The following is a 15076-nucleotide window of genomic DNA, read 5'->3' on the forward strand; positions in this document are numbered from 1 at the left end:
TAGGTGTTATTAGTGGCAGAATTAGGGACTCGACTGAAAGAGGCGAGACTGTCTAAAGGCTACAGCTTAGACGATTTACAAGAAATAACGAAAATCCAAAAACGTTATTTAGTAGGAATTGAAGAGGGCAATTATTCCATTATGCCTGGTTCGTTTTATGTACGAGCTTTTATCAAACAATATGCAGAAGCTGTTGGGTTGGATGCGGAAGAAATCTTAGAGACATATAAAAATGAACTACCGAGCACTCCAAACGATCAAGTAAGTCAATCGATGACGAATAGCCCCAGCAGAAGAAAAGTAACGAAAGGCCCTTCGAATAAAATGATGGAGGCTATGCCAAAAATCATTGTTGCTTTATTTATTGTAGTCATTATTGTGGCTATATGGGTGCTATGGCAATCAAAAAACAGTCCAGGGACAAGCGAAGAAGTAAATCCAACTCCTGAGATTGAATATGACACAAATGTCAAGCCAATTGATAGTGAGAAGGATAAAAAAGAACAAGAAAATAAAGATGCACAGAAAAATGATAAAGAAGATACAAAAGCTACAGAAGAAACACCAACTGATGAAGATGACACTGATCAAACTGAAGAGATGAAGCAAACAATTTCCGCGGGTACTGTTGAAGCAGATGGAGCGACAACTTCTTATACGTTAACAGGGACAGATACAATGAAACTGAAAATTGAAATATCAGGCCCTACATTTGTTGGTATTCGCAATCAACAGCAACAAGAAATCTTAACAGATACGCGTGTCTATAATGCCGGGGAAGTAGTTGAATTTGACGCCTCAACACAAAACTATGTTCGTATTCGTCTCGGTAATTCAACGCAAGCTAAAATCTATATTAATGACGAACTTCTAACGTATGCACAACAAATTGTAACGCAAAATATCGTCATCAATTTCAATAAAGAACAGTAGTCATCACATGATGACTACTTTCTTTCATCATGAAAGGTGTTAGAAAAATGAACATTCCAAATAAAATTACCATCTCTCGAATCTTACTTATTCCATTCTTTGTCATTGTTATGATGTTTGATTTTGGCTGGGGAACATTATCACTTTTTGGTGCAGAGATGCCAATTCATCATTTTATAGGCGCACTTATTTTTATCTTTGCTTCAACAACCGATTGGGTGGATGGTTATTACGCACGTAAGTATAATCTTGTAACGACATTTGGGAAATTTTTAGATCCCTTAGCTGACAAGTTACTTGTCTCAGCAGCCTTTATTTTAATGGTCGAGCTTAAGATGGCACCTGCTTGGGTAATTATCATTATTATTAGTCGTGAATTTGCTGTAACGGGTTTACGTTTGATTTTGGCAGGTGGAGGAGAAGTCGTAGCTGCCAATCAGCTTGGTAAAATTAAAACTTGGGCACAAATTGTAGCGATTGCTGCTGCTCTTTTACACAATACAATCTTTACATTGGTTGGTATTCCATTTGATACAATCATGCTCTATGTTGCATTGTTCTTTACACTTTGGTCAGGATGGGATTATTTCTATCTAAATCGACGTGTATTACTTGAGTCTAAATAAGAAAGGTCTTGGGATCATGAATGCTGAAATTCTTGCGGTTGGCTCAGAACTATTATTAGGTCAAATTACGAATACAAATGCGAGATTTATCTCAAGCCAGCTATCCGAGCTTGGCATCAACGTTTTTTATCATACCGTAGTAGGCGATAATGCAAAGCGTTTAGAACAAGCTATCGAAGTGGCAGAGTCTCGTGCAGATCTCATTATTTTTTCGGGAGGACTTGGTCCAACAAAAGATGATTTAACGAAGGAAACGATTGCACGTCATCTTGGTGTTTCTCTTGAGTTTGATGAAGTAGCATTGACGTATATTGAGCAATTTTTTGCTAAACGAGGACGTCCAATGACGGAAAATAATCGTAAACAGGCATTAATTTTAGCTGGGAGTGAAGTATTAGCTAATCACCATGGAATGGCTCCAGGTATGATCTTCACAAAAAATGATCGCACTTATATTTTATTACCAGGACCTCCAAAAGAGTTAGAACCAATGTTTCAATTTGAGGCTAAACCTAAACTTGCTGCGATGCTTAATGATGGAGGGATCATTGCATCACATGTTATGCGATTTTATGGAATTGGTGAGGCCGAGCTTGAAGTACAAGTTCAAAATATTTTAGATGCACAAACCAATCCAACAGTTGCTCCACTTGCTTCTGATGGTGAGGTAACGTTACGCGTAACAGCTAAAGCCGCAACAGAGCAACAAGCTGGCCAGCTTATTAAGGCAAAGGTTGCAGAAATACAAGCACTTGTTGGTGATTATCAATATGGTGTAGATGATGATTCCCTTGCCTCAAAAACGGTAGAAATGCTACTGGATAATGAGCTAACAATTGCGGCTGCAGAAAGTTTAACTGCTGGTTTATTTCAATCTGAACTTGCGGAAATTCCAGGGGTAGGCAATGCACTTATAGGAGGCGTTGTTACCTATGCAGCAGATGCGAAAGTAAAACAGCTAGGCATTTCACAAGAATTAATTGATACACATGGTGTTGTGAGTGCTGAGTGTGCAGCGGCAATGGCAAGTGCTGTTCGTGAGAAATTTGCTACAAATATTGGGATTGGTCTTACAGGAGAAGCAGGTCCCACTGCACATGATCATCAGCCAGTAGGTACGGTTTGGATTGGTATTGCCATAAATGACGAGGAGCCGCTTACATATTTACTTCATTTATCAGGCATGCGGAATACGAATCGACTCCGTGCGGTGAAATTTACATGCCATTATTTAATGCAACTTTTAGAAGAACGTGGCTACACAAAACGATATTAAAATAGAGTAGAACATAGGAATTTGGGTAGAGGAAAACTATCCAAATTTTTATTTTGAAGAAAAATCGAATAAATGTTCGCTTTTTTCTTGCGTGTTTTCTCAAAAACAAGTATAGTAGAAATAGATAAAAACAGTGAACAGTTTTCGAAGGAGGAAAATGAATGAGTGATCGTAAAGCAGCCTTAGAACAGGCTCTAAAACAAATTGAAAAGAATTTTGGTAAAGGTTCCATCATGAAACTCGGTGAAAAAACCGATTTAGAAATTGCGACATCTTCAAGTGGTTCACTTGCACTTGATGCTGCATTAGGAGTGGGTGGATATCCACGTGGACGTATTATTGAAGTATACGGTCCAGAATCATCTGGTAAAACAACTGTTGCTCTACATGCCATTGCTGAAGTACAGGCATCAGGTGGACAAGCAGCATTTATCGACGCGGAGCATGCATTAGATCCAATCTATGCACAAAAATTAGGTGTGAATATTGATGAGCTATTATTATCACAGCCCGACACAGGTGAGCAAGCACTTGAAATTGCAGAAGCATTAGTGCGTAGTGGAGCTATTGATATTATCGTTATTGACTCTGTTGCTGCCTTAGTGCCAAAAGCTGAAATTGAAGGGGATATGGGTGACTCTCATGTCGGCTTACAAGCACGTCTAATGTCTCAAGCTTTACGTAAACTTTCAGGTGCGATTAATAAATCAAAAACGATTGCTATTTTCATTAACCAAATTCGTGAAAAAATCGGTGTCATGTTCGGTAATCCAGAAACAACACCAGGTGGACGAGCGCTTAAATTCTACAGCTCTGTCCGTTTAGAAGTGCGACGTGCAGAAGCTATTAAGCAAGGTAATGATATTGTTGGTAACCGTACTAAAATTAAAATTGTAAAAAATAAAGTAGCACCACCTTTCCGTACAGCTGAAGTAGATATTATGTATGGAGAAGGAATTTCTAAAGAAGGCGAAACAGTCGATTTAGGCGTAGAATTAGACATTGTACAAAAAAGTGGTTCTTGGTATGCATATGGCGATGAGCGCTTAGGTCAAGGACGAGAAAATGCTAAACAGTATTTAAAAGAAAATACTGCTGTCCTAGAAGACATAGCAAATAAAATCCGAGCTTCTTATGGTATTGCAGCTTCTTCTTATACAATTGCTGCCCATGATGATGAAGAAGAGATGGATGAAGAATTAATGTTACTTCTGGAAGAAGAATAATTAATGATTGCATTGTTCCCACTTTATTGAGGGGGCAATGCATTTTTTTGTCTATATTCTTAAATTTTTACACATAATAAGAGAGAGGCTATGTGTTTATTTCTTATGTACTGTTTTTTTATTAATTGTATTTAACATGAAAAATTTTCTAGTGAAATAGTAGTAGGGAAAAAATTCACTGAATGGATAGGACTTACTTTTTTTGGCTAAGGTGGCGAACATACGCCTGACTATCCTTGACAGAGCATGAGGCTAGCTATACAATTAAATATGTATAATTTCTGAATTATGACTTTAAATAGGCAGTACATTTTATCCTCATTTAGCAAATGTTTTATAGTGAAATATCCTTTAAAATGGATGTCTAAACGCCTACTGGATGAAGATAATGCCTTTGGCCAATGAAACGGGTTTTGCATAAATTTTAACAAAATCTGGTGCATTTTAGCTAAGGCGACATAGATGTATGCGCCGACTGAAACTGTAATACCCAAATAGCAAGAGGAGGTGTTCATATGGATGGAATTACTATCATCTCCGCTTTGCTTGGACTCATCGTTGGTGCCGCTGTTAGCTATATCTACATGAAAAAAGTGAATGACTCAAAAATCACTGGTGCTAAACATGTCGCTGAAACAATCGTTGAAGAAGGAAAACGAGAAGCGGAGGCAATGAAGAAAGAAGCACTACTTGAAGCCAAAGATGAAACTCACAAATTTCGTACTGAAGCTGAAAATGACATTCGTGAACGTCGTTTAGAACTTCAAAAACAAGAGAACCGTTTATTGCAAAGAGAAGAGAATCTTGATCGCAAAGATGATGCTCTAAATAAGAGAGAAGCTGGCTTAGAGCGCAAAGAACAAGCTCTAGCTGAAAGACAACAGCATATTGAACAGATGGAGAGCAAAGTGGACGAGCTCATGGCATCACAAAAAACAGAGTTAGAACGTATTTCTGCTTTAACTAGGGATGAAGCTAAATCAATTATCCTCAATGAAGTAGAAAAAGAGTTATCAACTGATATTGCTGTGATGACGAAAGAAGCTGAAACACGTGCGAAAGAAGACTCAGATAAAAAAGCACGTGAAATTTTATCATTAGCATTACAACGCTTTGCTGCAGATCACGTAGCAGAAACAACTGTATCTGTTGTGAACTTGCCAAATGATGAAATGAAGGGACGTATTATTGGTCGCGAAGGCCGTAATATCCGTACATTGGAAACGTTAACAGGAATTGATTTAATTATTGATGATACGCCAGAAGCGGTTATATTATCAGGCTTTGATCCAATTCGCCGTGAAACAGCTCGACTTGCACTTGAAAAACTTGTACAGGATGGTCGTATTCACCCAGCTCGTATTGAGGAAATGGTGGAAAAAGCTCGACGTGAAGTGGATGAACAAATCCGCGAAACAGGTGAGCAAACTACATTTGAAATTGGTATTCATAACTTACATCCAGATTTAATGAAAATTTTAGGCCGCATGAAATATCGTACAAGCTATGGACAAAATGTCCTAAAACATTCAATTGAAGTCGCACATTTAGCAGGATTACTTGCTGCTGAACTTGGTGAAGATGTAGCATTGGCTCGTCGTGCAGGCTTATTACATGATATTGGAAAAGCAATCGATCATGAAGTTGAAGGAAGCCACGTTGAAATAGGTGTGGAATTAGCAACAAAGTATAAGGAACACCCAGTTGTCATTAATAGTATTGCTTCGCATCATGGTGATACTGAAGCAACATCTGTTATTGCGGTATTAGTCGCTGCAGCTGATGCATTATCAGCTGCTCGTCCAGGTGCACGTAGTGAAACACTTGAAAACTATATCCGCAGACTTGAAAAGTTAGAGGAAATTTCAGAAAGCTATGATGGCGTAGAAAAATCTTATGCGATTCAAGCTGGACGTGAAATTCGTATTATTGTACAACCTGAAAAAATTGATGATTTAGCGTCTCATCGTCTTGCGCGTGATATTCGCAAACGTATTGAGGAAGAACTCGATTATCCAGGTCATATTAAAGTAACAGTTATTCGCGAAACACGTGCTGTGGAATACGCGAAATAAATATTAAAATAATAGGCATCCCTTGACCAAGGTCAGGGGGTGCCTTTTTGTATGTGAATAAATTCGATGTGATCTACCCAGTAAGAATAAATGGATGATTCCAACAATATAGTATGGAATAAAGCATAGTGAACTAGCCTCAACAAGAATACCTTTTAAAAATTAACCAGCCTAGTTATACTCCATTTTTACAACTGGTTTATGTTTTGACAAGGAGTGAAGAGCATTGAAAGAAACAATCACATTACAAGATATATTGAAAATAGTCCGAGAAAACTTTCTTTTTATCATAAGTTTTACACTTTTTGCAGCGTTGGTTACAGCCTTTATTAGTATCTTTGTGTTAAAACCTACCTATGAGGCAGAAACGCAAATTTTAGTTAATCAAAAAAATATAGAGCAACCACATTTAGGTGTACAACAGGTTGAAACAGATCTCCGACTTATTAATACGTATAACATTATCATAACAAGTTCTGCTATTTTATCTAAAGTTATAAATAAGCTAGATTTGGATGTCACACCTGAAGTTTTAATGGATCAAATTACTGTATCTAGTGCCAATAACTCACAAGTTGTCAATATTAATGTTGTAGACAAGCAAGCAGAGTTGGCTGTCGAAATTGCCAATACAATAGCAGATGTGTTTCAAGAGGAGATCCAAGTTTTAATGACGGTTGATAATGTTAATATTTTGTCAGTTGCACAATTAGATAAGGAACCTGTACCGATTGCGCCAAATAAAACCCTTTATATAGTAGCAGCCTCATTTATTGGCTTTGTTTTAAGTGCTGCTATCATCATCATAATAGAGAGCTTAGATACTACAATCAAGACGGAGCAAGATATTGAAGAGCTAGTAGGACTACCGATTATTGGCTTGATTAGTCAAATTAGTGATGCTCACAATAAAAGCACTAGGATAAAATCTCGTAAAACGAGGAGAGGATCATAATGTTTTGGAAAAAAAAGAAAAAGAAGAAGTTAGTGAAAATGGCACGAAAACTTGTGACGATTGCAAATGGCCATTCTTTTATTTCTGAACAATTTCGAACAATCCGAACAAATATTACTTTTTCAATGCCTGATAGAGAAATTAAAACAATATTAGTAACATCTGCAACACCAGGTGAAGGAAAGTCAACCAATGCAGCCAATATAGGTGTTGTTTTCGCACAAGAAGGAAAACGGGTCGTCATCGTAGATGCAGATTTACGAAAACCAACAATGCATTATACGTTTCTATTGCAAAATGCTAGAGGTCTATCAAATTTACTAACAAGACATTTTACAATTTCCGAAGTCGTCAATAATACAGATATTGCTAATCTATATGTCTTGACAAGTGGGCCTATTCCCCCCAATCCTGCAGAGTTACTAGCTTCTACCTTAATGGGGAGTGTAATTGAGGAACTAAAGAAAGAGTTTGACATCATTATTTTTGATGCGCCACCCCTATTATCTGTAACAGATGCTCAAATTTTGTCTAATAAATGTGATGGTACATTATTAATTGTGAACAGTGGAGTTGCAGAAAATGAAAGTGTGTTAAAAGCAAAGTCAAGCCTTGAAGCCTCAAAAGCAAATATTTTAGGCGTAGTATTAAATAACTATAAAATGCCACTCCATCAATATTATGAGCAATATTATCGTTAATTCAAGTATCTAGACAGGGAAGTGAAGTACAGTGATTGATATGCACAGTCATATATTATTTGATGTCGATGATGGTCCGAAAACGATTGAAGAGACACTTTGTTTATTTGAGCAGGCAGTTTTGGAGGGGATTTCAACGATTGTTTCCACTTCGCATGCTTTACATCCATTGTATAATGTCCCCTTTGATGTCGTGAATGAGCAAATTGTACAGTTACAAATGGCAATTGACCAACGTAATATGCCGTTAAAACTTTACACGGGACAAGAGGTACGCTTGGCAGGTAACATTCTAGAATTGTATGAAAAAAAACAATTACATACATTAGCAAATTCCAATTATTTGCTGTTGGAACTTCCCTCTAATCATATTCCCAAATATACAAAGGATATCATTTACTCGTTATTAACAGCAGGCATAACACCAATTATTGCACACCCAGAGCGAAATAGAGTCATTTCAGAAAATCCAAGTCATTTGGAACAAATTATACGCGAGGGGGCAGTTGCACAAATTACATCAGGGAGTTTAGCAGGATTGTTTGGAAAAACCGTCCAAAAACTTTCGCTAAATTTAGTGCGCTCGAATCTTGTCCATACATACGGTTCAGATGTGCATAACTTAAATACACGTCCTTTCTTATTTGAAAAGGGACTTAGATTTTTAGAAAAACAAAAAGATTTGGATATGGTAGAATTTTTGCTTGAAAATAACGAACGAATCATTAACAATCTTCCATTAATTGTATATGAACCAGATGATACTTTCACAAAAAAATGGTGGAAGTTTTTTTAAAATGGGAAAGCACCTTTAAGTTGTAAGGACATAAAAGGTAGGAAAAAGTAGCTGAAGCACTAGAGACATTCTATGTTTAAGGGGGGCATATGAGATGCGAGTTGTTTTTATGAGGAGTAACCCTGTTTCTCCAGATCCAAGGGTTGAAAAGGAAGCACATTGCCTTGCGAAAAATAATTGGAAGGTTCACATTTTAGCTTGGGATAGAGATAAAAAATATAAAATAAAGAACCAGCTGTTAGAAGGTGAACAGGCAATTCGTATTACAAGGTTTGGTATTCCGGCAACATTTGGAGGAGGTTTGAAAAAGAACTTAGTCCCATTTATAAAATTTCAACTTAAACTTTTTCAATGGTTACTTCGCCATAAAAATACGTATGATATGATTCACGCTTGTGATTTTGATACAGCGTTAATAGGTACAATATGTGGGAAATTACTTCGTAAAAAAGTAATCTACGACGTATTTGATTCGTATACATCACCATTTTATGGACCAGAGATTATTGGAAAGGTCATTGCTAGTCTAGATATACGCCTTATGAATAGTGTGGATGCAGTCATTATATGTACAGAAAAGCGCAAAGAACAGATTGCTAAGGCTTCACCTAAAAAAATAGAGGTCATATATAATACTCCACGTTATATAGATTCCAATGATTGCTTAGAGTTGAATCCGAAAAAAGTAAAAATAGTCTATGTAGGTATACTTACTGAAAATCGATTGATTAGTGAATTGGTTGAAGTAGTAAAGAATACGCCAAGTTATGAGCTGCATATTGGTGGATTTGGTAAGTTAGCTGATACATTGCTGCAAGCTTCGAAAATGCATGACAATATACACTTTTATGGTAAGTTACCCTATGAAAAAACAATAGAGTTAGAAAATAGTTGTGACATTATGACGGCTATTTATGATCCTACCATCTCTAACCATTATTATGCTGCACCTAATAAATTCTATGAAGCATTAATGCTTGGTAAGCCTTTGATTATGGTGAAAAATACGGGAATGTCAGAAGTAGTTGCAGCAAATAATTTTGGAGAACTTATTGATTACAATAGAGAGAGTTTACAAAACGGAATTGAGAATTTGGTAAAGCGTAGAAAAGAATGGCCAGAAATTTCTCGTGAAATGAAGGCACTGTACGAAGAAGGTTACAGCTGGGCGAAAATGGAGAAACGGATAACAGATTTATACAGTATTTTATAAAAGCTATGCGGAGTGTGAGTAGCAAAGGGAGTAGCTCGTAGCGGCTATCGATCCAATTTTTATCCACAAACGTAAGAGCAATATGAAAATTTACAGTAGTATTTTTAGGGGGGCTAATATGAAAATATTATTTGTTGCACAAAATTTTCAAATGGGTGGCATCCAAAAGGCGTTAATTAATATGCTAAAAGAAATCAGCCTCTACGAGAAATATGAGATAGATGTTTTCACATTTAGTGGAGGGGAATTAATGAACGATATTCCCTCCAATGTGAAGGTAACTACAGGGAACTTACTGTTACAACTAATTGCTACACCTTTTGCTGAAGTGAAAAAAAGAAATAACGTATGGCATATTATTTTACGCATTGTGTGTATGATAGTTATTCGATTAATAGGTTCCCATAACTTCTATTCGAAGCTTTTAAAAAAACATCGCAATAATTGTCATTATGATATCGCCATATCTTATTTTAATGATGTACCCAATCAATACTTCAATAAGGGGACCAATTTATTTGTAGATCAGTTTGTGATAGCAAATCGTAAGCTCGCATGGATTCATACAGATCCCATTAAAGCCAATTTTAATTATGAGGCTTGTGTCAAAACCTATAAAAATTTTGATCGATTGTTATGTGTTTCAGTAGCATGTAAGGAAAATTTAATAAATTTTCTTCCAGAATATCAACATAAAATTCAAGTGGTTTATAATTTTTTTCCAATCGAAGAGATTAAAGAACTGGCATGTCAATATACACCGTTTCATAAAAGCGAGTTGGATTTAATATCTGTCGGGCGAATTGAAAATAGTACAAAAAGGTTCGACCTTATTCCACATCTGTGTAAGTTGTTAAAGGAAGCTTCTATAAATAATTTTCGCTGGCGCATTTTAGGGGATGGACCAGACCTACTTTCAAATCAGCAATTAGCTTTGCAACTAGGTGTAGAGGATGTAGTTGAATTTGTAGGAGAAATGAAAAATCCGTATCCATTTATAAAATGTAGTGATGTATTCGTTTTAACATCTGCCTACGAAGGCTACCCAATGGTCATTGGGGAGGCATTAATTGTACAAACGCCTGTTATTACAACGGACTTTGCCGCAGCAGGTGAACAAATTTGTAATGGTCATAACGGATTGATAACAGGCTTTAACATTCAAGATATCTTTCAAGTCATTTCTAGTGTTATGAAAAATACAGAATTACTACACAATATGAAAAATTACATAGAGGAAAATCACTACACAAACAAAAAAGCTCAAGAGCAACTAGTATTGGAGTTTGATGTACATGATAGAATCTAAGAATTTTAGTGTGCTCATTTGTATAATTTCAAGTATCTTTGTCGTATTCAAAATATATACAGGTAGTAATCTATTTCTCTGGCTCTTCTTCCTTTTAACTAGTTTGGCGATGCTGCTAGATAAGCAGCGGCATCGAATTGACTATTTATTGTTTTTTATTTCGTGGGTGTACGTCATTAAATTCGATATATCAGGATATTCACTGCTTGTTGTACTTAGTTCTTTCTATATTTTGTTAAGTATTTTGACGCTCTTTTTACAAAAGCAAGGTATTTCAAAACGACTCCTATTAACCTATTTTTTATTTGCATTTTATACGGTGGCCGTAACGATAGTTAGTGGTGGTAATCTTATTGCAGTTTTAGGCTTTGTGTTGAATTATAGTGTGCTCTTTTGTGCAATATTGACCCTCGATGATAAGGCATATTTCAGAAGGTATACGTATATCTATGCATCGGGTTTACTAGCTGCTTCAATCGTTCGATTGATTAGTTATTCTATTCCAGAAATTGATCATTTTATAGAGTCAATGACCATTGTGAATACAGTGAAGACAATGAACTCGATTAGTACAAGATTTACGGGTTTAGATTTAGATCCAAATTACTTTAGTTTGCAAGTATTAATAGCTATGGCTTGTTTATTAGTGCTTTTTAATCTGGATGGAAAAAAGGAGAAAAAGTCAATTGTATTACTCGTGATATTAGCATTTTTTGGCATACTGACATATTCCAAAATGTTTATTATTACATTAATCATTTTCATTATGATGACATTTATTGTCTTCACTAAAAATAATGTGAAGACCGCTATTAAATTTTCGTCTTTTATCGTGATTATTTGTGGGGTTGCCCTCTATTTTTTTTACGAGAAGTTATTCGAAATTTATTGGATTCGGTTTTTTGGGTCAGGAATATCGACAGATGCCATTACCACTGGTCGAGTGAGTAGTTGGAGCCTATTTGTAAATGAAATCCTTCAAAACACGAAAGTATTTGTTTTGGGTGCAGGCTTTGGCACAAGCTTTGCGAAGGTAAAGATGGCACATACAATGTACTTATCAACTCCCTATTATATAGGTTTAATCGGAATAGTCTTGTCAGTACTATACATTTCAAGCCTCTATAAAGTACTTAGAGAGAATGTCGGAATTATGAATAGACCAGGCTTTCAAATCCTTTCAATCAACGCTATTCCTCTCTATATCATGTTAATAGCGAATATAGGACTTGATTCATTTGTCATGGATTATTTTCCATATCATATTTTATTAATTATGTTTGCACTGACTATGAGTAAAAGTAAGGGAACTACTATGAATGAGAGGTGAGGTGAGTGCCATATTTAAGCATTATTGTCCCCGTCTATAATACGGAACCTTACTTAAAAATGTGTCTTGATAGTATTCTGAGACAGGAATTCGTAGATTTTGAGTTGATATTAGTAAATGATGGCTCGACTGATAGCTGCTCGGTAATCTGCGATGAATATGCCGAATCTGATACAAGAATTACCGTCATTCATCAAGCAAATAGTGGTGCTGTCAGTGCCCGTAAAGCAGGGCTAAGGGTCGCCAAAGGACAGTATATTGGTTATGTAGATAGTGATGATTGGATTGAAGTTGATATGTATAAATCATTATGTAATACTGCCCGTGTTTTTGATGTAGATATTGTTATTTGTGACATTGTAGAAAATTATCCACTCCAAGAAGTGAAGAGACCACAGCTTGTCTCGCCTGGTTTGTACAGGAAGGATAGAATGGAAAAAGAAGTATATCCAATTATGCTATATTCGGGCGAGTATTACCGTTTTGGCTTATATCCATCTTTATCTAACAAAATATTTAAAAGAGACCTATTAGAGAAAAATCTCTTTGATGTGGATGATCAAATTTGCATGGGGGACGATGTTGCTTGTACATATCCTAGCTTACTTGATGCAGAAAGTATTTATATATTAGAAAATCAGTATCTCTACCATTACCGTCAGCATTCTTCTTCCATGACGGCTAGTTATGATCAGATGTTTTTTAAAAAAATACTTGTGTTGTATGAACAATTGAAAGTTTTAAAGTACAGGAAAGCAGACCAGGTTCCTAATTTTGCTGAACAACTTCAGTATTATTTTACTTATTTAGTGATGGCAGCGGTGAATAATGAATTGAATAGATTCAACCATAAGCGTTTACATGAAAAGCGTACCTTTATTAAGAAAATGTTGATTCATGAAGCGTTTCATGGATCGTTGCATGCGATTCGGATGACAAATATGCCGCTCAAATCAAAGATCTATACTTGGTTATTAAAGAAAAAACAAATTCTTTTACTTTTCATGTTGAATAGGTTTAAACAGCGGATCAGTGATTGCAAAGGCTTAATTCCTACTTTTACTAAAAGAAAAGGTGCTTACCAGCATGAGAACTAAGAGAGTAGTTTTAAATTTAATGTCTAATGTATTACTACAAGTTGTAGCAGCGGTTATTAATTTCATTTTACCTCGACTATTTATGACAACATACGGCTCTGCTACAAACGGGCTTGTTTCGTCGATTAAGCAATTTTTAAGTTATTTAAAAATAGTAGAGGCTGGGGTTGGTAATGCATCGATAGTGGCACTTTATAAGCCACTAGCCAAGGGTGATAAAGACCAAATAAATGGAATTCTTTCAGCGACTAATCGTTTTTATAGACGTTCGGGTTATGTCTTTGTTGGTTTAGTCGCCATTTTGGCTATTTGTTATCCGTTATTAGTAGGAGATGAAGTGAATCCGCGAACGGCTCTTTACATGGTACTTATTTTGGGGATTAGTGGCATGTGGGAGTATTTTTTTATAGGGAAATATTTAGTTCTACTGTCGGCAGATCAAAAAAGCTATGTTATTTTTCGCATTCAAACAATGTTGCTTTTTGCGAGTGCACTATTGTCAGTTACTTTGATAGCATTAGGTTTTTCCATCGTCATTGTTGTTGCTAGTTCAAGTGCCTTATTGTTACTGGATATTCTTTTTTTAAGATTGTATGTTAAAAAGAAATATCCATATTTCAATAGTAAAAAACAAGCGAATACGTTAGCAATTAAAGATAAATGGGATGCTTTAATTCATCAAATTGCCTCTTTAGTGGTGTTTAACACGCCGTTTATTTTAATAACGATTTTTCTGGGCTTAACAGAAGTCAGTGTGTTTACAGTTTATAGTATGGTGTTTAATGCAGTCACATTGTTTATATCCACTTTTTCAGGGGCGATATTAGCAGCTTTTGGAGACATTCTTGTCAAAGAGGATAAGGACGTTCTTCGGAAATATTTTCATCACTTTGAATATATTTTTTATGGCATCATTGCTTTTAGCTACACATGTACAGCTATTTTAATATTGCCATTTATAAAGATTTATACAGCAGGGATTGAAGATGCCAATTACATAAGGCCCTGGTTAGCAATATTGTTTGTCATTGTAGGAGTAGCGAATACAATTCGGATTCCTGCCAATACGTTAGTGAATGCTGCAGGCCATTTTAGAGAGACGAAAAATCGTGCCATTATGGAAGCATTAATCAACCTTGTAGTTTCTCTTGTTTTTGTACAGTTTTTTGGCGCAGAAGGAATATTACTGGGAGGAATTTGTTCATACGGCTATCGTACTTATGATTTAATCATTTATTCTTCTAAAAAGATTTTACAAAATTCACCTAAAGATACTGTCAAAAAAATTGTGCAAAATAGTATTTTTGCACTTACTGCAGCAATACCATTTATATTTTTTATCGAGCTCCATATTACATCTGCAGGTTCATGGCTTGTAGCCGCTATATGTATTTCCTTGTGGACGATGTTTATTTTATTAGTAGGTAATTTTATTATTGAGCCTCAAACAATGCGAGATATTTTGGTGCAATTAAAGAGAACAATTACCAATAGTAAATAATTTTATCCCTGCATTGAGTAAGGTAAGTAGCATAATTG

At 35.8% G+C, this 15076-nt stretch carries 13 protein-coding genes; all 13 read left to right on the top strand.

All coding sequences use genetic code 11. The annotated features are described in order from the left end of the window. Positions 1–3 precede the first annotated feature (3 nt). The 13 genes from BFM98_RS03650 to BFM98_RS03710 all read left to right on the top strand — a co-directional run bounded on the left by BFM98_RS03650 (position 4) and on the right by BFM98_RS03710 (position 15038). Positions 4–933, top strand: coding sequence for a helix-turn-helix domain-containing protein (locus BFM98_RS03650; RefSeq protein WP_175400707.1), 930 nt, complete (start codon positions 4–6; stop codon positions 931–933). A 47-nt stretch (positions 934–980) separates the two neighbouring features. After that, complete coding sequence (gene pgsA / locus BFM98_RS03655) at positions 981–1559, top strand: CDP-diacylglycerol--glycerol-3-phosphate 3-phosphatidyltransferase (RefSeq protein WP_004224936.1); 579 nt, start codon at positions 981–983, stop codon at positions 1557–1559. Positions 1560–1575: 16 nt separating this feature from the next. Then, on the top strand, positions 1576–2835 hold the full coding sequence (locus tag BFM98_RS03660) for a competence/damage-inducible protein A (protein WP_054550950.1): 1260 nt from the start codon (positions 1576–1578) through the stop codon (positions 2833–2835). Between the two features lie 161 nt (positions 2836–2996). Continuing rightward, entirely contained in the window at positions 2997–4061 is a 1065-nt protein-coding gene (gene recA / locus BFM98_RS03665) for a recombinase RecA (RefSeq protein WP_004224934.1), read from the top strand. A 515-nt stretch (positions 4062–4576) separates the two neighbouring features. Then, entirely contained in the window at positions 4577–6136 is a 1560-nt protein-coding gene (rny, locus tag BFM98_RS03670) for a ribonuclease Y (protein ID WP_004224930.1), read from the top strand. 226 nt (positions 6137–6362) lie between these two features. Further along, positions 6363–7091: a YveK family protein gene (locus BFM98_RS03675; RefSeq protein WP_048391525.1), complete on the top strand. Its 729-nt coding sequence runs from the start codon at positions 6363–6365 to the stop codon at positions 7089–7091. Beyond that, the gene (locus BFM98_RS03680) at positions 7091–7792 is read left to right on the top strand and encodes a CpsD/CapB family tyrosine-protein kinase (protein ID WP_048391523.1); all 702 of its coding nucleotides are present in this window, start codon (positions 7091–7093) and stop codon (positions 7790–7792) included. The genes BFM98_RS03675 and BFM98_RS03680 overlap by 1 nt, the downstream gene beginning before the upstream one ends. Positions 7793–7832: 40 nt before the next feature. After that, positions 7833–8588: a tyrosine-protein phosphatase gene (locus BFM98_RS03685; RefSeq protein WP_233732463.1), complete on the top strand. Its 756-nt coding sequence runs from the start codon at positions 7833–7835 to the stop codon at positions 8586–8588. A 94-nt stretch (positions 8589–8682) separates the two neighbouring features. Then, on the top strand, positions 8683–9801 hold the full coding sequence (locus BFM98_RS03690) for a glycosyltransferase family 4 protein (RefSeq protein WP_066036551.1): 1119 nt from the start codon (positions 8683–8685) through the stop codon (positions 9799–9801). Between the two features lie 118 nt (positions 9802–9919). After that, positions 9920–11110 carry a glycosyltransferase gene (locus BFM98_RS03695; protein ID WP_066036552.1) on the top strand — a complete coding sequence of 397 codons (1191 nt, stop codon included), beginning with the start codon at positions 9920–9922 and terminating at the stop codon, positions 11108–11110. Continuing rightward, a complete protein-coding gene (locus tag BFM98_RS03700) occupies positions 11097–12440 on the top strand; it encodes a hypothetical protein (protein ID WP_066036553.1) in 1344 nt (447 codons plus the stop codon). Before BFM98_RS03695 ends, BFM98_RS03700 begins: the two co-directional genes overlap by 14 nt. Positions 12441–12445: 5 nt before the next feature. Continuing rightward, entirely contained in the window at positions 12446–13537 is a 1092-nt protein-coding gene (locus tag BFM98_RS03705) for a glycosyltransferase (protein ID WP_066036554.1), read from the top strand. After that, positions 13527–15038, top strand: coding sequence for a lipopolysaccharide biosynthesis protein (locus tag BFM98_RS03710; RefSeq protein ID WP_066036555.1), 1512 nt, complete (start codon positions 13527–13529; stop codon positions 15036–15038). Before BFM98_RS03705 ends, BFM98_RS03710 begins: the two co-directional genes overlap by 11 nt. Positions 15039–15076: the final 38 nt, after the last annotated feature.

Source organism: Lysinibacillus sp. AR18-8 (assembly GCF_001705465.1).
Lineage (GTDB): Bacteria > Bacillota > Bacilli > Bacillales_A > Planococcaceae > Lysinibacillus > Lysinibacillus capsici.